Source organism: Stenotrophomonas tumulicola, assembly GCF_014117215.1.
Taxonomy (GTDB): domain Bacteria; phylum Pseudomonadota; class Gammaproteobacteria; order Xanthomonadales; family Xanthomonadaceae; genus Stenotrophomonas; species Stenotrophomonas tumulicola.
On the sequence record NZ_JACGXS010000012.1, the window covers coordinates 51,210 to 69,491 of the forward strand.

The 18,282-nt window shown below is 65.7% G+C and carries 14 protein-coding genes; 12 read left to right on the plus strand and 2 right to left on the minus strand.

Features of this window, described 5'->3' with window-relative positions:
• The first annotated feature begins 2 nt into the window (after positions 1-2).
• From H4O11_RS16925 to H4O11_RS16945, 5 genes are all read left to right on the plus strand, one after another.
• Positions 3-2,291, plus strand: a complete 2,289-nt coding sequence (locus H4O11_RS16925; protein ID WP_182341350.1) for a S9 family peptidase — start codon at positions 3-5, stop codon at positions 2,289-2,291.
• Between the two features lie 25 nt (positions 2,292-2,316).
• Positions 2,317-4,128 carry a DUF885 domain-containing protein gene (locus H4O11_RS16930; RefSeq protein ID WP_182341157.1) on the plus strand — a complete coding sequence of 604 codons (1,812 nt, stop codon included), beginning with the start codon at positions 2,317-2,319 and terminating at the stop codon, positions 4,126-4,128.
• Between the two features lie 416 nt (positions 4,129-4,544).
• Positions 4,545-7,454, plus strand: coding sequence for a TonB-dependent receptor plug domain-containing protein (locus H4O11_RS16935; protein ID WP_182341160.1), 2,910 nt, complete (start codon positions 4,545-4,547; stop codon positions 7,452-7,454).
• 61 nt (positions 7,455-7,515) lie between these two features.
• Positions 7,516-9,132 (plus strand): amidohydrolase family protein, encoded by a 1,617-nt coding sequence (locus tag H4O11_RS16940; protein ID WP_182341175.1) that lies wholly within the window; start codon positions 7,516-7,518, stop codon positions 9,130-9,132.
• The gene (locus H4O11_RS16945; RefSeq protein ID WP_182341178.1) at positions 9,119-11,500 is read left to right on the plus strand and encodes a glycoside hydrolase family 127 protein; all 2,382 of its coding nucleotides are present in this window, start codon (positions 9,119-9,121) and stop codon (positions 11,498-11,500) included. The genes H4O11_RS16940 and H4O11_RS16945 overlap by 14 nt, the downstream gene beginning before the upstream one ends.
• 20 nt (positions 11,501-11,520) lie before the next feature.
• On the opposite strand, the gene H4O11_RS16950 is transcribed toward H4O11_RS16945, so the two are convergent.
• Positions 11,521-12,558: an Ldh family oxidoreductase gene (locus H4O11_RS16950; RefSeq protein ID WP_182341181.1), complete on the minus strand. Its 1,038-nt coding sequence runs from the start codon at positions 12,556-12,558 to the stop codon at positions 11,521-11,523.
• A gap of 253 nt (positions 12,559-12,811) precedes the next feature.
• On the opposite strand from H4O11_RS16950, the gene rocF reads away from it, so the two are divergent.
• The 4 genes from rocF to H4O11_RS16970 all read left to right on the plus strand — a co-directional run bounded on the left by rocF (position 12,812) and on the right by H4O11_RS16970 (position 14,654).
• Entirely contained in the window at positions 12,812-13,732 is a 921-nt protein-coding gene (rocF, locus tag H4O11_RS16955; RefSeq protein ID WP_182341183.1) for an arginase, read from the plus strand.
• A 135-nt stretch (positions 13,733-13,867) separates the two neighbouring features.
• On the plus strand, positions 13,868-14,020 hold the full coding sequence (locus H4O11_RS16960; protein WP_182341185.1) for an entericidin A/B family lipoprotein: 153 nt from the start codon (positions 13,868-13,870) through the stop codon (positions 14,018-14,020).
• Positions 14,021-14,085: 65 nt separating this feature from the next.
• Positions 14,086-14,223 carry an entericidin A/B family lipoprotein gene (locus H4O11_RS16965; protein ID WP_182341189.1) on the plus strand — a complete coding sequence of 46 codons (138 nt, stop codon included), beginning with the start codon at positions 14,086-14,088 and terminating at the stop codon, positions 14,221-14,223.
• Between the two features lie 209 nt (positions 14,224-14,432).
• Positions 14,433-14,654 carry a CsbD family protein gene (locus H4O11_RS16970; protein WP_182341192.1) on the plus strand — a complete coding sequence of 74 codons (222 nt, stop codon included), beginning with the start codon at positions 14,433-14,435 and terminating at the stop codon, positions 14,652-14,654.
• Positions 14,655-14,732: 78 nt separating this feature from the next.
• On the opposite strand, the gene H4O11_RS16975 is transcribed toward H4O11_RS16970, so the two are convergent.
• Complete coding sequence (locus H4O11_RS16975; RefSeq protein WP_182341195.1) at positions 14,733-15,527, minus strand: hypothetical protein; 795 nt, start codon at positions 15,525-15,527, stop codon at positions 14,733-14,735.
• A 110-nt stretch (positions 15,528-15,637) separates the two neighbouring features.
• On the opposite strand from H4O11_RS16975, the gene H4O11_RS16980 reads away from it, so the two are divergent.
• The 3 genes from H4O11_RS16980 to H4O11_RS16990 are packed head-to-tail and all read left to right on the plus strand — an operon-like array spanning position 15,638 to position 18,282.
• Positions 15,638-16,924: a tryptophan--tRNA ligase gene (locus tag H4O11_RS16980; RefSeq protein ID WP_182341198.1), complete on the plus strand. Its 1,287-nt coding sequence runs from the start codon at positions 15,638-15,640 to the stop codon at positions 16,922-16,924.
• Positions 16,925-16,979: 55 nt separating this feature from the next.
• Positions 16,980-17,315 carry a hypothetical protein gene (locus H4O11_RS16985; protein ID WP_182341201.1) on the plus strand — a complete coding sequence of 112 codons (336 nt, stop codon included), beginning with the start codon at positions 16,980-16,982 and terminating at the stop codon, positions 17,313-17,315.
• 34 nt (positions 17,316-17,349) lie between these two features.
• Positions 17,350-18,282, plus strand: coding sequence for an MBL fold metallo-hydrolase (locus H4O11_RS16990; RefSeq protein ID WP_182341203.1), 933 nt, complete (start codon positions 17,350-17,352; stop codon positions 18,280-18,282).

Consider the following 18,282-nt stretch of genomic DNA (forward strand, 5'->3'; position numbering starts at 1 on the left):
CCATGATCGTCCTGGCCTGCGGCATGGGTACGGATGCCCGTGCCGACGCCGAGGTATTGCCGCTGCCTGCCCAGGTGGAGCGTTCGCTTGCCCTGAGGTCGCAGTGGATCGGGCTTACCCGCGACGTGGCGTGGCCGGCGCAATGGCATGGGGATGGCCGCTTCCATTACCGCAAGACCGTGGAAGGTGGTTTTCGTTTCCAGCTTTTCGATCCACGACAGGGCAGTGGCAGCGCGGCGTTCGACCATGCGCGCCTCGCCCAGGGCATTGCAGCGGCCACCGGTTTTCATACGCAGGCCTTGCACCTGCCATTCGAGGACTACCAGGCGATAGAGGTCGATGGGGTGCCCCATGCACGCCTGCAGGTGGGCGCGATGCCATTGCGCTGCAACCTGTACAGCTACGCCTGCCAGCAGGAAGCCGCTTCCCCGCGACGACCACGCGGTTTTGGGGTGGTGCGCGACCTCCGGGTGGATGCGGACAACACACCACGCCGCTCTCCGGACGGAAACTGGGAAGCGTTCTCCCGCGGCCATGACATCGTGCTGCGACGCGTTGCCGATGGCAGCGAGCGGGCGCTGACGCGGGATGGCAACGCCACCGGGTTCTACGACCCGGAAAGCATTGCGTGGGCGCCTGATTCACGGCAGTTGGCGTTCTACCACGTTCGCCCGGGGGACGCGCACCTGGTCACCCGCGTGGAAACCTCGCCTGAAGGCGGCGGACCGCCCCGGCTGCAGACCCAGCTGTACCCCAGGCCGGGCGATGCGGTAGACAGGGAGCAGCCGGTGCTGGCGGACGTCGCCAGTGGCCGGCTGACACGCGTGGATGATGCGTTGTTCCCCAATCCGTACCGGATGTCGCCGATCCGCTGGCGTGCGGACGGCACGGCTTTCGCCTTCGATTACATACAGCGTGGCCACCAGCGGGTGCGCCTGGTGGAGGTATCCAGCCGGGATGGCCGCGCCCATGCGGTGGTCACCGAAGACAGCCGCACCTTCGTCGATGTCTCGCGTCCGTACCATTACGAACTGGACGGTGGCAGCGAGGTGGTCTGGCTGTCCGAACGCGATGGATGGCGGCACCTGTACCTGTATGACCGTACCGGCAGGCCGCCACGCAAGCTGACCAGTGGGCCGTGGGTGGTGCGCGAGGTCCTGAAGGTCGATGCGGCGCGTCGCCAGGTATGGTTCAGCGCCAGCGGCATGGACGCAGGGCGCGATCCCTACTTCCGGCAAGTGTTCCGGGTTGGCCTGGACGGGGGCGATCCGGTGCGCCTGACCCACGCCGATGCGGACCACGATGTCGCGCCTTCGCCCGACGGAAACTGGTACGTGGACGCCTATTCGCGCGTGGACATGCCCCCGGTCATGGAGCTGCGTCACGCCGATGGCAGCCTGGCGCGGCAGGTCGAACAGGGGGATATCACCGCGCTGCGCGCCGCCGGCTGGCGTGCGCCGGAGAGTTTCGTCGCCAAGGGACGTGACGGTGTCACCGATATCTGGGGCCTGGTAGTGCGCCCACGTGACTTCGATCCGGCCAGGCGCTATCCGGTGATCGAGAACATCTACGCGGGCCCGCATGATTCCTTCGTGCCCAAGGGCTTCTGGCCGTTCGGGTACCACAGCGGCGGTGACAAGGTGATCGGCATGCAGGCGCTGGCCGACCTGGGTTTCATCGTCGTCCAGATCGATGGCATGGGGACATCCAACCGCTCCAAGGCATTCCATGACGTGGCATGGAAGAACCTGGGCGACTCCGGGTTTCCCGATCGCATTGCCTGGCACCAGGCGTTGGCCGCACGCGATCGCTCCTACGACATCTCCCGGGTGGGCATCTATGGGGCATCCGCCGGCGGCCAGAGTACGCTTGGCGCGCTCCTGTTCCATCCGCAGTTCTACCGCGCCGGCGTGGCCTGGAATGGGTGCTACGACAACCGCATGGACAAGATCAGCTGGAACGAGCAGTGGATGGGCTGGCCGGTGGATGACAGTTATGCGCGCGCGTCGGGCGTGGACAACGCTTACCGCCTGCAGGGCGAACTGCTGCTGATCGTCGGCGAGCAGGACAGCAACGTCGACCCGGCCTCGACCATGCAGGTGGTGGACGCGTTGATCCGTGCAGGAAAGGACTTCGACCTGCTCAACATCCCGGGTGGGGAACACACGGTTGGACGCTCTACCGGGCCGATCGACTACGCACACCGACGCCAGTTCGATTTCTTCGTCCGCCATCTCCAGGGTAGGCAGCCGCCGGCCTGGAACGCGATGACCGACGCCCATCCCAGATAGGTATAGCAACCTCCGGAGGTCCACCATGTCTGTTGCCCATCCTCGCCGCCACACGTCCTGCGTGCTGGCGCTATCCCTTTCCATTGCCATCGGCGCGGCCTTGCCGTCCATCGCATGGGCCCAGCCACAGGGGCAGGAACAGCAGTTGGCACCGCCAGCCAATGCAGCCGAAGCCGCGCTGCGCACCTTGTACGACACCGAATGGGAATGGCGGCAAAAGGAGTTCGCGCGCGAGAAGATCGATGGGCGCTGGCAGGCCGCGGCACGATTTCCGTCGGTGACGCCACAGGCCTGGGCGCGGCGCGCGGACTACTGGGCGCAGGTGCTCACGCAGCTCGATGCGATTGCACCTGGACAGCTGTCGCGCGAGGAGAAGATCAACGCGGCGGTGTTCCGCACGACCGTCGAAGGCCTGCACAATGGTGCGGTCTGGAAGACCTACGAGGCGCCTTTCAACAGCGATACGTTCTTCTGGGCCGGACTTAATCCACGCCAGCCTTACCAGGACGAAGCAGACTGGCGTCGCTTCATTGGGCGGCTGGACGACATCCCGCGTTACTTCAGCGAACAGATCGTCAACATGGACACCGGATTGTCGCGTGGGTGGAGCATTCCACGTTCCTCGGTGGAGGGGCGCGACAAGACCATCGAGCCCTACACCCGCACCGATGCGGAGAATCCATACCTGGCCATGTTCGACCGCATTCCGCGCTCGATCCCGGAGCCGGCACTCAGCCAGCTGCGCGAGCAGGGCCGGAAAGCCGTGCTGGAAAACGTCGTCCCGGCATACAGCGGGCTGCTCACCTTCATGCGCGAGCAGTACCTGGTACGGGCCCGCACCACCACCGGCGCCAGCGACCTGCCCAACGGGCGTGCGTTCTACAAGACCCAGATCCGTGAGTTCGTCACCCGCGACATGACGCCCCGCCAGGTGCATGACATCGGCCTCGCCGAGGTGAAGCGGATCCACGCCGAGATGCAGCAGGTCATGGCTGCATCCGGGTTCGGCGGCACCTTCCCGGAGTTCCTCGAGTTCCTGCGCACCGATCCACGGTTCTATGCGAAGACGCCACAGGAGTTGCTGTCCTATACCGCGTGGATCGCCAAGAAGGTCGATGGCGAGCTCAAGCACGTGGTGGGAACGTTGCCGCGATACCGCTTCACCATCCTGCCGGTACCCGATGAACTGGCACCGATCTACACCTCCGGCCGTGGTGGCCTGGATTCCTGCCTGTTCAACACCTACGACCTGCCATCGCGTCCGCTGTACAACCTGCCTGCGCTGGTGGTGCACGAATGCGTGCCCGGCCACAGCTTCCAGGCTGCATTGGCGCTGGAGGCCCCGACCCGTCCGGACTTCCGCCAGCAGACTTACTTCTCCGGGTACGGCGAGGGTTGGGGCCTGTATACCGAATGGCTGGGGACACTGATGGGCGTCTATGAGACGCCTTATGATGATTTTGGCCGCCTGACTTTCGAGATGTGGCGCGCCGCGCGGCTGGTGATCGATACCGGCCTGCACGAATACGGCTGGAGCAGGCAGCAAGCGATCGATTACCTGGCCGCGAATACGGCGCTGGCGCACCACGACATCGTGACCGAGGTCGATCGCTATATCGCGTGGCCGGGCCAGGCCACGGCCTACTACCTGGGCTACAAGACGATTCGCGACCTGCGTAGTGAAGCCGAGCGTGAGCTGGGACCAACGTTCGACCAGCGCCCCTTCCACGACACCATCCTCAATCTCGGCTCGGTGCCGTTGCCCGTGCTGGAATCGGAGGTAAGGGCCTTCATCGCCGAGCGCAAGGCGGGCCAGGCCACCGTCGCTGCACCCTGACCCAGGCCGATGGCTGCCCGGCATGGCCGGCAGCCATCGGCTGCGATTCAGATGCGCGACGCCACTGCAGTCACGCGCGCTGGATTCTGCTGGATTCCGCGCGCCGGAATTGCAATGCATCGAGAAAGTAGCGGGCTGCGGATTCGCGACCGGAATGCATTGTGCGGATATCTGCATCCGATTCCCGCAAGAATCACAAGACTGTCATATGCGCGAGGAAACAGACTGCGTGACAGGGAAGTTTCACCTGTCGGCTTGCGTGGATATCAAGGGATTGGTGGATTGCGGAGCCGGCGGGACGACGACCTGAAAGCTGCCCCCGCACGCACGGGGCTGTCCAGCCAACTTGTCACGGGAGAGAGACCATGGCAGTCGCATCCACTTCTGCACGCTGTTGTAGAACGCGCACTTCGTTAATGCACCGCCCGTTTCCACGCTCGGCAAAGCTTGCCGCAGGCCTGGCCTTTGCACTCTGCGGGAGTCCGTGGGGTATCGCACCTGCCTTCGCACAGGCCGCTGGCGACGATGAGCCGGTCCGGCTCGATGCGGTCACCGTGACCGGTTCACGCCTGATCCGTCCGGACCTGGACGCACCCAGTCCCACCACGATGGTGACCCGCGAAGATATCCAGGCCGCGGGCAGCGCAACCATCGAAACCGTCCTCAACGAGTTTCCGCAACTGGCAGCCGGCAATACGTCCAGCGTCAACAATGGCGGCGGCTCCGGCGTACTGACCGCCAACCTGCGCGGGCTGGGTGCCAACCGCACGCTGACCCTGGTCAATGGCCGTCGGTTCATGGCAGCCAACTCCGACGGCGTAGTGGATCTCGCCACCATCCCCGACGCGTTGATCGAGAACGTGGAGATCGTCACCGGCGGTGCCTCGGCCGTGTATGGCTCCGATGCCATCGCCGGTGCGGTCAACTTCATCATGCGCAGGAATTTCAGTGGGCTCGAAGCCGCCTATACGCATGGCCAGACGTCCGAAGGCGATGGGGCGTTCGACAAGTACGACATCACCCTGGGCGGCAACTTCGCCGACGACCGCGGCAATGCCGTGGTATCCATCAGCCGCACGGACCGCGATCCAGTGCTGCAGGGCAAGCGCGGATTCTCGCGGGTGCCGCTGGACACGGTGGATGGCGAGCTGGTCCCGGGCGGCTCAGGTTCCATTCCAGGTACGCGCATCGGCCTGAGCGGAAGCCAGCTCGGATCGCTGGTGGGCGTGGACCTGACCCCCACTGGTGAGTGCAGTGCAGCCACCGGCATCCGTTTCGGTGACAACGGCACGCCGCTGGTCTACTGCAATCCGCAGGATGCCTACAACTATGCCGACCTGAACTTCCTGCAGCGGCCGTTGGAACGCACCCAGGTCACCGCACTGGCGAACTTCAAGATCAACGACGCTGTGGAGGCTTATGCCGAGGTCTACTATTCCGACTCGGCCAACCGCTACCAGCAGGCGCCGGATTCCTTCACCCCGGTGACGCCAGGTGCCGCATCGTCCACGTTGCTGGTGCCGAACTTCGCCAACAACCCAGTGCTGTTGCCATCGGTCCGCCAGTTCTTCTCCGACAACGCGCACATCTTCGATCCGGACGGCGATGGAACCGCGAGCATCGTCGGCGCAGGACGTCGCGCCGACGAACTCGGCACGCGTTTCTATACCTATGACCGTACCAGCCACAACCTGGTCGGCGGGCTGCGCGGGGACTTCGAGGCCAGTGGCGGCCATTGGTGGCGCTGGGATGCATTCGTGCAGGACCAGAGCACCCGCACCGATACCACGCAGAACAACATGATCAACCAGGCCCGCTTGGCGCAGGCGCTCAATGCCACCGTGGATGGCGCCGGCAACCTGGCGTGCGTCAACCCGGCCAGTGGCTGCGTACCGGCCAGCATCTTCGGCCTGGGCTCCATCAGTCCGGAATCGGCGGCCTTCCTGACGCCGCAGCGTGCCCATTACGAAACTTTCGATCGTACCGTTGTCGGTGCCAGCATCAGTGGCTCGATGTTCGACCTGCCCGCCGGCGCGGTGGCGATGGCCTTCGGTGCGGAGTACCGCAAGGACGAGTATGCGTTCCAGCCCAGTGCGATGGACGTGGCGGGCGAGTACGGTGCCGTCTCGCAGGCCCCCATGTCGGGGGAGTTCAGTGTCCGCGAGCTGTTCACCGAGTTCCGCGTGCCGCTGCTCAGCGGCGCACGGTTCGCCGATGACCTCGCCATCGAGGCCGCGGCACGCTATTCGGATTACTCCACGATCGGCGCGGTCAACACCTGGAAGATCGGCATGGAGTGGGCACCGTCGGATTGGCTGCGCTTCCGCACCGCGTACAACGTAGCCATCCGCGCACCTTCGTTGAACGAACTGTACTCACCGCAGTCTCGTGGCTTCACCGCCGGCGTGGACCCCTGCACCGCAGCGGCCAATCCCAGCCAGGCCCAGCAGCAGCTGTGCATACAGCAGGGCGTGCCGGCAGCCGACCTGCCGAATTTCTCGCAGGGTTCGGTGGGCTTCGAACGCACCAGCGGCGGCAATCCGGACCTGTCGGAAGAGAAGTCCAACACGTTCACCGTCGGCGCGGTGTTCTCCATTCCCCAGGTCGAGGGCTTGAACTTCGCGGTGGATTACTTCGAAGTAGAGGTCGAGGATGCGATCACCAGCCTGAGCGCGAACCAGATGCTCAGCGACTGCTTCAGCCGGCTGGATGCTAACTCGCCCACCTGCCGCGCCATCATCCGGTTGCCCAACGGCCAGATCGACGACGTGCGCTCGACGCTGCAGAACGTCGGCTTGATCAAGGCCAGCGGCCTGGACTTCCAGGCCGACTACCGGTTCACCGTGCCATGGGGCATCGGTGGCAATGACGGCAACGTCTCATTGACCCTGTTGACCAGCTGGCTGTTCGAGCGTTCCATGCAGGTGATCGCCGACCAGGGTGAGCTGGACTGCGCCGGCTACATGGGAGGAGGTTGTGGCGGCGGCACCGGGGCCATCATGATTCCGGACTTCAAGGTCAACTTCACCGCTGGCTACAAGAGTGGGCCGCTGGCGGTACGCCTGCAGGGCCGGATGATAGATGGTTTCGACCTGCGTCCTGGCCTTACCGCCGCGGTCAACAAGGCGCCGCGCGTGTGGTACGTCGACACCAATGCGACCTTTGATTTCAATGACAGCATCCAGCTCTTCGCGGGCATCGACAACGTGCTCGACAAGCAGCCCCCCATCCTGGGCACCGCGCTGGCCGGCGATGCCAATACCGACGTGGGTGTGTATGACGTCCTTGGTCGCCGCTACAACTTCGGCGTGCGCGTGAAGTTCTGACCACCCGGGTGCCGCGTCGTCGAGGCGACGCGGCATTCATGGGCGATGGAGGGAGAAGGCAATGGAACTCAGCAAGCGATGGATATCGGCCGCGCTGGGCGTGGCGTTGTGCCAGGCGATGATGGTGGCGCGCGCAGGACCCAGTGCAGGCGACATACCGGCGCGTGATGCGGGCGAGGGCCCCTATGCACGCCTGGTGATCCGCAACGTCGATGTCATCGACGGCACGGGGGCCCCGGCACAGGGCCCCTACGATGTCGTCATCGAGAATGACCGGATTGCCGAAATACGATCCATCGGTGCGCCCGGGGCCATAGTCGCCGGAAAACGCGTAGCCGCTGGTGATCGTGAGATCGACGGAACGGGCTTCACCCTGCTTCCCGGTTTCGTGGACACCCACGTACACCTGCATGGACACGACGACAGCCAGGGCGTGGCGCCGGAGTACGTGCTGAAGCTGTGGCTGGCGCATGGCGTGACCACCGCACGTGAGCTCGGCAGCAGCAGGCCGATCGAATGGATGGCCGACGTCAAGCGTCGCAGCGAGCGTAATGAGATCGTCGCGCCGCGGCTTGACATCTATCCGTTCTTCAACGCGATCGAGCCGGGCATCAATACGCCTGACGCCGCGCGGAAAGCCGTGCGCAGCGCACGAAAACGCGGCGCCGACGGCATCAAGTTCATCGGTGCGATACCGGAGGACGTCCTGTTCGCTGCGCTGGACGAAGCCGAGGAGATCGGCATGCGTACTACGATGCACCATTCGCAGCAGATGGTTGCCTATGCCAACGTCCTCAAGACGGCGGCACGTGGATTGGACTCCATGGAACACTGGTATGGCCTGCCGGAGGCGATGTTCACCGACCGTCGCCTGCAGCAATGGCCGGTCGACTTCAACAATACCGACGAGCAGTGGCGCTTTGCCGAAGCCGGCCGGCTGTGGAGCCAGGCGGCAGCACCGGGAAGCGCACGTTGGAACGAGGTGATGGACGAAATGCTGGAGCACGATTTCGCGCTCAGTCCTACCTTCGTGGCCTACCTGGCAAGCCGTGACCTGATGCGCATGACCAATGCCACCTGGCACGACGCCTACACGCTGCCGGCACTGTGGGATTTCTATCGCCCCAGCCGGCATCACCATGGTTCCTACTGGTTCGACTGGACGCTGGAAAACGAGGTCGACTGGCGCGACAACTATCGGTCATGGATGCAGTTCGTCAACGCGTACAAGAACCGCGGCGGGTTGGTGGGGGTGGGCAGCGACAGCGGTTATATCTACAACCTGTATGGCTTCGGCTACGTGCAGGAAATGGAGCTGTTGCGCGAGGCGGGATTCAGCGCGCTGGAAGTGCTGCATGCCGCCACCGGCGCCGGCGCGCGCATCCTCGGGCATGAAGACCGTGCAGGCACTGTCCGCGTGGGGCGCAAGGCCGACCTGGTGCTGGTGCGCGGCAATCCCGTCGCCAACCTGAAGCTGCTGTACGGCACCGGCACGATACGGCTCAATGACCAGAGCGATAAGGTGGAGCGCATCGGCGGCGTCGATTTCACCATCAAGGATGGCATCGTCTACGACTCGGCCAGGCTGCGCGAAGATGTGCGTCGCATGGTCAGCCAGGCCAAGGCTGCCGCTGGCCTGCCCGACGCCCCCATGCAGGTGGTCGATGATGAAGGATGAGGGGAGGGGTAGGGAGGTGCCGGTGCTGGCGCTGGACCGGCGCCGCTTCCTGGCGTGGAGTTCCGCCGCTGCCGCCGCCGGGCTGGTCGGCTTCCCGGGTGCCGTGGCAGCATTGTCCACCGGCGCCCCCAGGCAGGCCGTCGCGGGCGTCCGCCTGTCTCCCTCGGTGTTCCGGGCCTCGGTGGAGGTAACGCACCGCTATCTGATGCAGTTGTCCGCCGATCGCCTGCTGCACAACTTCCGTTCGCAGGCGGGGCTGCAGCCCAAGGCCGAGGCCTATGGAGGATGGGAGGCCGACACGATCGCCGGACACACCCTTGGCCACTACCTGAGCGCGTTGTCGCTGATGCACGCGGGCAGTGAGCAGGAAGGTTGCAAGGCGCGTGTCGATTACATCGTCGACGAACTGCGTGCCTGCCAGCAGGCCGGCGGCGATGGTTACGTGGCCGGGTTCACGCGAAAACGCGCCGATGGCACGGTGGAGGGTGGAAGGGCGGTACTGGAGGAACTGTCGCTGGGGAATGTCCGTGCGCAGCCTTTCGATCTCAATGGCAGCTGGGCGCCTTTCTACACCTGGCACAAGCTGTTGGCCGGCCTGCTGGATGCGCATCGCTGCTGCGGCAATGCCGATGCGTTGCCGGTACTGGAGGGTATCGCCGGCTACGTGGAGGCAGCGCTGGCACCGCTGGACCATGCGCGGATGCAGGAAGTGCTGGCCTGCGAGTTCGGCGGCATGCAGGAATCGTTGGCGGAGCTGGGCGCCCGCACCGGTAATGGCCGCTGGGTCCGCCTGGCCGAACGTTTCACGCATGAGCAGGTGGTCGAGCCATTGGCGGCCGGCCGCGACCAGCTCAATCGGCTGCATGCCAACACGCAGATACCCAAGCTGCTCGGCGTCGCCCGCCAGTTCGAACTGCAGCGGCGCAGCGCCGATGCGGCGGCGGCGCTGTTCTTCTGGCAGCGGGTGGTGGGACATCACAGCTACGCGATCGGCGGCAACGCCGACCGCGAGTACTTCCAGGCGCCAGACACGGTCTCGCGCTACCTCACCGAACAGACCTGCGAGCATTGCAACACCCTGAACATGATCCGCCTGTCGCGCTACCTGTACCGATGGTCGGGGCAGTCGGCCTACTACGATTACATCGAGCGGGCCGTCTACAACCATGTCCTGTCACAGCAGCATCCCGACGGTGGCCGTTTCACCTACATGACACCCATGCTGGGCGGTGAGGCGCGGAAGTATTCCAGCCCTGAAGGTGAGTTCTGGTGTTGCGTTGGCACCGGCATGGAAAGCCACGCCAGTTTCAGCGAGGACATCTTCTGGCAGGAAGGCGCCGACATTGCGGTCAACCTGTACATACCGGCCGTGCTGGACGACCCGGCGCGGGGACTGGCGCTGCGGCTGGAGTCCAGCCTGCCCGAGTCCGGCAAGGTGGACCTGACGGTCGTGGAGGATCGCGACGCCGGTCTGCGATGGCTTCGGTTCCGGCAGCCAGGCTGGGCCGGCAACGTGCGCGTGACGCGCAATGGCAGGCTGCAGGTGCCACGGGTCCGCGATGGCTACCTGGAACTGCAGGGCCCGTGGCAAGCGGGCGAACGCATCCAGCTGGAGTTTGCCATGGAGGTGCGGGCGGAGCCTTGCGCCGGAGAGGCCACGCTGGTGTCGTTGCAGCGCGGGCCGTGCGTGCTCGCGGCAGACCTGGGGCCGGCGGACCAGCCATGGGATGGCGTCGAGCCCACGCTGGCGACCGGGCCGGTGGCTGCGTTGTTTGCCCAGCCAGCGGGTGATGGCAGCTTCCAGGTACCGCTGCCGTCCCATGCGCAGCCCGTGCGTTTCGCACCCTTCCATGGGCTTCACGATCGGCGTCACGCGGTCTACTTCCGCCAGCCGGACGATGCGGCCCAGCGGCGTCGGGCGGCTGCAGGCTCCTTCGATGCGGCTGGCCAGGCGGCGTTGGCCGACCGCCTGGTGGATCACCTGCAACCGGGCGACGAGGCCAGCGAGACCGCACATCGGCTGGCAGCGCGTGGAAGCTCCTATCCGGTGCTGTACCGGCGGACCAGGGGGCGCGATGTGCGCAGCGGCGGCCGGGTCGAGTTCACGCTGCAGGGAGCGGGCCCGGCGACCGCGCTGCGCCTGCGCTACTGGGGCGAGGAGCATCGTCGGCGATTTTCCATCGCGGTCAACGGTGTGGTGCTTGCCAACGAAGTGCTGGACGGTGGCCGTGGCGATCGTTTCGTCGACGTCGACTATCCACTCCCTGCGCCGCTGCATGCCCGGTCACCCGATGGCTGGCAGGTGCGGATCGAGCCGGAGCCGGGTTACTCGGCGGGACCGGTATTCGGTGCCTGGTTGCTGGGCTGACCCCTGCGCTACCTGCGGCTTCAGCCGGGCAGCACCGTTGCCCGTGGATCGTCGCGCAGCGCCACCAGTTCGGCATGCTGCGCCTTGGGGATCCGGATGCCATCGGCCAGGCTGCAGGCCCTGGCCTGGTAACGGCGCTGCGAGGGCAGGCGCGCACCGCTGGGGGCGAAGGCTTCCAGCAGGGCTTCGGCGCGCGCCATGTGGGACGACGGATCACCGTCGATGAAGCGCGACGGATCCAGCGCCAGCACCAGTTCGCCGTGATAGGGCGATGCCCCGGCGCCGCCGTCATGGCGCAGTGATTCCATGCTGGTCAGGTCGCCAATCAGCGGCCCGGCGATCAGCTCGATCATCGTCGACAACGCTGAGCCCTTGTAGCCACCGAAGGTCAGCATGGCACCGCCGTCCACCACGGCCTGCGGGTCGGTGGTGGCATGGCCGGCCGCATCGATGGCCACCCCTTCGGGAATCAGCTGGCCGGCACGTCGTCGCAGCTCGATCTCACCGCGCGCCACCGCGCTGGTGGCGAAATCGAACACGTAGGGATGGTTGTCCGGGCGTGGCCATCCAAAGGCGAAGGGATTGGTTCCCAGCAGTGGCGCGCGCCCGCCGGCGGGGGCCACCCAGGCGTGGCTGGGGTTGCAGGCCAGGGCGACCAGCCCGGTTTCGGCCAGCCGTTCCACCTCGGGCCAGAGCGCGGAAAAATGAACGCAGTGGTTGATCGCCATGGCGGCGATCCCTTGCCTGTGTGCCTTCTCGACCAGGTGCGGCAGCCCGGCTTCGAATGCCAGCAGCGAATAGCCGCCACGGGCGTCGACACGCACGATCGACGGCGCCTGCTCATGCACGGTGGGCAGGGCGGTGCCATCGACCTTGCCGGTCCGGAGCGAGTGCACGCAGACCAGCGTGCGATACAGGCCATGCGAGGCGCAGCCGTCGCGTTCCCCGGCGACGATGGTGCTGGCCAGTGCCCGTGCGTGTGCCCGGGAAAAGCCGGCGCGGGAGAGGATGCTGGCCACCAGCGCGTGGGCGTCGGCCAAGGTCAGTTGGATCGTCAAGGCGTGCTCCTGCAGGTCATGGAGGCACGCGACGTCCCGGCGTGCAGGCGGCCGCGTGCCGGTTCATGATGGCAGTGACGGACGCCGCCTGGCTCGGCAGAAAACGTCGCGCCACGCGCGGATAAATGCCGAAGCAACCCTCCGCCATGCCTGGCAGCATGGCCATCGGCATCGCCGACCCTGCTGCACTGCCGCGAGTCGCCCATCGCTGCGCTGGCTAGACTGATCTTCTTTTTCCCGCGGAGCAGTCCCCATGGCCAGCCATATTCCCGTCTCGCTGATCGGCGTCCCCACTGACATCGGTGCCGGCCACCGTGGTGCAAGGCTTGGCCCGGAGGCGCTGCGCATTGCCGGATTGCCCGAAGCGCTGGCGGCACGCGGCGTGGACGTTCGTGACCTGGGCAACCTGGACGGCCCGCGTAACCCGTGGACCGCACCGGTCGCCGGCTATCGGCATCTGGATGAAGTGGTGGAATGGAACCGTGCGCTGATGGAGGCCAGCCTGGCCGAGCTTCGTGCCGGCCGCCTGCCGATCATGCTCGGTGGCGACCACTGCCTGGGCATCGGCTCGATCACCGCGGTGGCGCGCTGGTGTCGCGAACAAGGCAAGGACCTGCGCGTGCTGTGGCTGGATGCACATTCGGATTTCAACACCAGCGAGGTGACGCCGTCGGGCAACGTGCACGGGATGCCGGTGGCGTGCCTGTGCGGGCTGGGTCCGGATGCGCTGACCCGGTTGGGCGGCGATGCCCCGGCGCTGTTGCCCTCGCAGGTCCGGCAGATCGGCATCCGTTCGGTGGACCCGGAAGAAAAACGCCTGATCAAGCATCACCGGGTGGACGTCTATGACATGCGTTACATCGACGAAGCGGGCATGAAGCGCACCATGGAGGCCGCACTGGCGGACCTGGGGCCGGATACCCACCTGCACGTAAGCTTCGACGTCGATTTCCTCGACCCGAGCATCGCCCCCGGCGTGGGCACCACGGTGCCTGGCGGCGTGAACTACCGCGAGGCGCAACTGGTAATGGAGATGATTGCCGACAGCGGCCGCATGGGCTCGTTGGATATCGTCGAACTGAACCCGCTGCTGGATACCCACAACGCCACGGCCGAGCTGGCCGTGGACCTGGTGGAAAGCCTGTTCGGCAAATCGACGCTGATGCGCGACTGACAGCAAGGGGAGGTTGGGCCTGCATGAACGGATCAGCCAGTCGTTCACGCTCGCTCCACGCCGAGCGCGCCAGATTGCTCCTCACGCGGCACGCTCCGGTCGTCCCGGACGCCGCGCCTTGAACAGGAGAAGACGATGAAGCGCATCATTTCCGTATTGCTGTTGGCGCTGTGTACCGCCGGCTCGCTCACCGCCTGCAATACCGTTGCCGGTGCCGGCAAGGATATGCAGGGCGCAGGTGAGGCGGTCCATGACACGGCGCAGGATTGCAAGGACGGCAAGTGCTGACCAACGGCTCTCCGCCGCCCGAACCGCTGTCGCGGTGATATATCCAGTCAACCAGGAGAAAGTCCATGAAGCGTGCTATTGCCCTGATGCTGTTGTCGATGTTTTCGGTAGCCATGCTGGCCGGCTGCAACACCGTTGCCGGCGCCGGCAAGGACGTGCAGGGTGCGGGTGAGAAGGTGGAAGACGCCGCGCGCGGTAACTGATCGCTTTCGGGGGATCAAGCAGCAGAGGCCGGGATTTCCCGGCCTTTTTTGTGCGCGGGGGTTTTCCGTGGCCGATGGATCGTCATCGCGAGGCAGTCCCGTTCAAGCACGTGAGCAGTTGTTTCATCCACGCTTGACCGGGATGCAACGCGCGTCGCTGCATGCTTGGCGTGCGGTAACCCCACCGTCGTATCTCAAGAGGCCCAGTAATGAACACCGACATCATCAAAGGCAAGTGGACCCAGCTCAAGGGCAAGGCCCAGGCAAAGTGGGGCGATCTTACCGACGACGACTTCAAGGTCGCTGAAGGCAATGCGGAGTATCTGTCCGGTCGCCTGCAGGAACGTTATGGCATCGCCCGCGACGAGGCCGACAAGCAGGTGAAGGAATTCGACGCCTCGCTGCGCAAGGATTACCCGGACTACAAGTAAGCCGTGGCAGCAGATGCATCGAGGAAAAAACGGGCCCATATGGCCCGTTTTCTTTTGTCGGGCGCGGAGGAACGCCGTTCATCGTGCCGGCGGGTCCGCAACGAACCGCTGCGGGAACGCCTGCGGTTCCCGCGTTTCCTGCAGGTAGGATGCGACCACGATGCCGCGCGCACGCAGGTTGCGCACGCTGTCATAGCGCAACTGGGTCTGCTGGTTGGCAGCAGCGGTGGCGCGGGTGAAATGCGTGTCGGTCACCACCGAATCCTCCCGCTCACCATGGCCGGTGCCCAGCCGCTGCGTCGTGGCCCGGGAAACGCTCTCGCGCACGGCGTCGCCGGAGGCCATTGGCGAGGCAGGAAGCGCCCGGCCCGGCGGCCGCACCGGCCGCCGCACGGGACGCGCCATCTCCTTCTCCTTGAATACCGCGATGCCGACCACGCCGAGGTTGTCGCCGCGGCCGGTCCGTTGTGCATAGCTGTCGCCGGGACTGCTGAAGACGAACTGGGCCACGTCGGCATTCGATTTCCGCCAGCCGGTGATGTCCGTGGTCTGCCACGGGTACAGCACGTAGCCGGTCTGGTCGGGGGTGGCCTGTTCGCCGCTGATGGCGTTGATGCCATCCACCGACACCACTACCAGTACCCGCCTGGCACTGAGGTTCTGCAAGCGGACGGCGTAGCGGTGGCCGCGCTCGCCAGGCACCCAGCGCTGGCCGGCATGCGGGATGCGGGGCAGCACCCTGCCGCTGTCGCGGTCTACCAGGCTCAGTTCGACCAGGGCCTGGTCGGCAGGGATCGCTTGCTTCGGTGGCGGCGCGGCCGGCGTGAAGCCGGACAGCAGCAGGATGGACAGCAGGGGCAGCAGGCGCTTCATCGCGGTTCTCCAGGGCAGGGTGAACACAGGAACGCACCGCCGGGCGCAACGGGGTTGCCCGGTGGAGGGTAAACTGGAGCCGTTCACCGCAGGTTTCCCGTCGAGCAGTCATGACCACCCGAGTCCTTACCGGCATCACCCCTTCCGGCACCCCGCACCTGGGCAACTATGTCGGCGCCATCCGCCCCGCCATCGCTGCCAGCAAGGCGCCGGGAATCGAGAGCTTCTTCTTCCTGGCCGACCTGCACAGCCTGATCAAGGCACAGGAGCCCGAGCGCACCCAGCGTTCCACTCTGGAGATCGCCGCCAGCTGGCTGGCCTGCGGCCTGGACCCGGAACAGGTGTGGTTCTACCGGCAGAGCGATATTCCGGAAACCAACGAGCTGATGTGGTTCCTCACCGTGGTGGCCAGCAAGGGCATCCTCAATCGTGCCCATGCCTACAAGGCGGCGATGGACAAGAACGAGACCGACGGGCTGGACCCGGATGCCGGTGTCAGTGCCGGACTGTTCATGTACCCGGTGCTGATGGCCGCCGACATCCTCATCTTCAAGGCCAACCAGGTACCGGTCGGCCGTGACCAGATCCAGCACATCGAGATGGCGCGTGATTTCGCCCAGCGCTTCAACCACGTCTACGGCAAGGAATATTTCCCGTTGCCGGAAGTGGTGATCGACGAGCAGGTAGCCACGCTGGCGGGCCTGGACGGGCGCAAGATGAGCAAGAGCTACAGCAACACGATCCCGCTCTTCGCCCCGCGCGACGAGCTGAAGAAGCTGGTGTCCTCCATCCTGACCGACTCGCGCGCGCCAGGGGAGCCGAAGGACACCGAGGGCTCGCCGCTGTTCCAGATGTACCAGGCGTTCGCCACGCCGGAACAGACCGCTGCATTCGCGCAGGCCTTCGCGGCGGGGATCGGCTGGGGTGATGCGAAGCAGCAGCTGTTCGAACGCATCGACGAAGAACTGTCGCCGTTGCGCGCCCGCTATGAAGCGCTGATGGCCGAGCCGGAAAAGATCGAGGCGCTGCTGCGCCGGCGTGGCCAGCAACTGCGCGAACAGTTCGCCGTGCCGCTGCTGAAGGAACTCCGGCATGCCGTCGGCCTGCGTGACCTGGCTGACGTACCGAAGGCGGTCGCTGCCACGGCCGCGCGCGTGGCGCTGCCGGTGTTCAAGCAGTACCGCGAGAAGGATGGGCGCTTCTACTTCAAGCTGACCGACAGCGATGGCACGCTGCTAGTCCAGAGCGCGGGCTTCGATTCACCACGCGATGCCGGCCAGTTGATCGCGGTGCTGAAACAGGCCGAGCAGGGCGATGCACTGCAGAGCGAGCTGTTCAAGCTGGAAGCCGAGGTCGACGCCGTGCTGGCCGCGCTGGCGGCATTGCGCGAAGACTAGGCACGCCGTGGCATGATGTCCGCGCGCTGGTGACGTGCTGACATGGAGCTCGCTGATGGCCTGGTTGTCGTTGCTGCTGTTCCTGCCCTGGTTCATCCTGCTCGGCAGCCTGTTCTGGCTGTATCCGCGCCAGCCGCGCGGTGCCCGGCGACGCGGCTTCGACATCGTGACGCTGGCATTGGCGCTGCTGTCGAGCGTGCTGGCGATGCACTGGGGGTTCGGCATCGGCATGGCGCAACCCGGTGCCGGCCCGATCTGGCCGCAGGTACTGGCGGTGCTCTACGCCTACGGCGCCTTCCTGGCGGTGCTGGTCATCGCGCTGCTGCTGCGGCCGCGTTGGTTGCAGGCTGCGACCAAAGGCGGATCGAAGCCTGGCCTGCCACATGCCTAACATGGTGGCTGTTGCCTGAGCCAGGAAGCGTCCGATGTCGCTTGATCCCAGCATCCACACCATCGATACCGGTTTCCAGCGCGGAGACTTCGACGCGGCCTACCTGGTGGTCGAGGAGGGCCGCGCGGCCTTCATCGACTGCGGTACCGGGCTGGCCGTGCCGGCCATGCTGCAGGCGTTGCAGAACGCCGGCCTGGGCGTGGATGCGGTGGACTGGCTGCTGCTCACCCACGTGCACCTGGATCACGCAGGTGGTGCGGGACTGCTGATGCAGCAGCTGCCGAACGCGCGTGCGGTGCTGCATCCCCGCGGGGCACCGCACATGATCGACCCTACGCGGCTGATCGCCGGCGCCACGGCGGTGTATGGCGAAGAAGAAATCGCGCGCAGCTACGGCCGGATCGAACCGGTACCTGCAGATCGCGTGGTAGTGGCAGGAGACGGCCATCGCATCGACCTGGCCGGTCGTGAACTGTTGCTGCTGCATACCCCCGGACATGCACAGCACCACTACTGCATATGGGATGCACGCAGCCTCAGCTGGTTCACCGGCGATACCTTTGGCCTGTCCTACCGCGAGCTGGACAGCGCGGCGGGCGCCTTCATCATCCCGACGTCCTCGCCGGTGCAGTTCGATCCAGGGCCACTCAAGGCTTCGATCCGCCGGATGCTGGCATACGCGCCGGAAGGGATGTACCTGACCCATTACGGCCGTGTCGAACAGGTGCCGAAGCTGGCTGCGGACCTGCTGGAGCAGATCGACGCGATGGTGGCGATAGGGCGCCAGTGCGATGGGCGGCCGGATCGCCATCGGCACCTGCTGGCCGCATTGCGTGCGCTGTACCTGGAGCGCGCGCAGGCACACGGTTGCCCGTTGGACCAGGATGCCGTGGCCGACGTGCTGGCCATGGACATCGAGCTCAATGCGCAGGGCCTGGCCTGCTGGCTGGACCGCGAACGGCGCTGA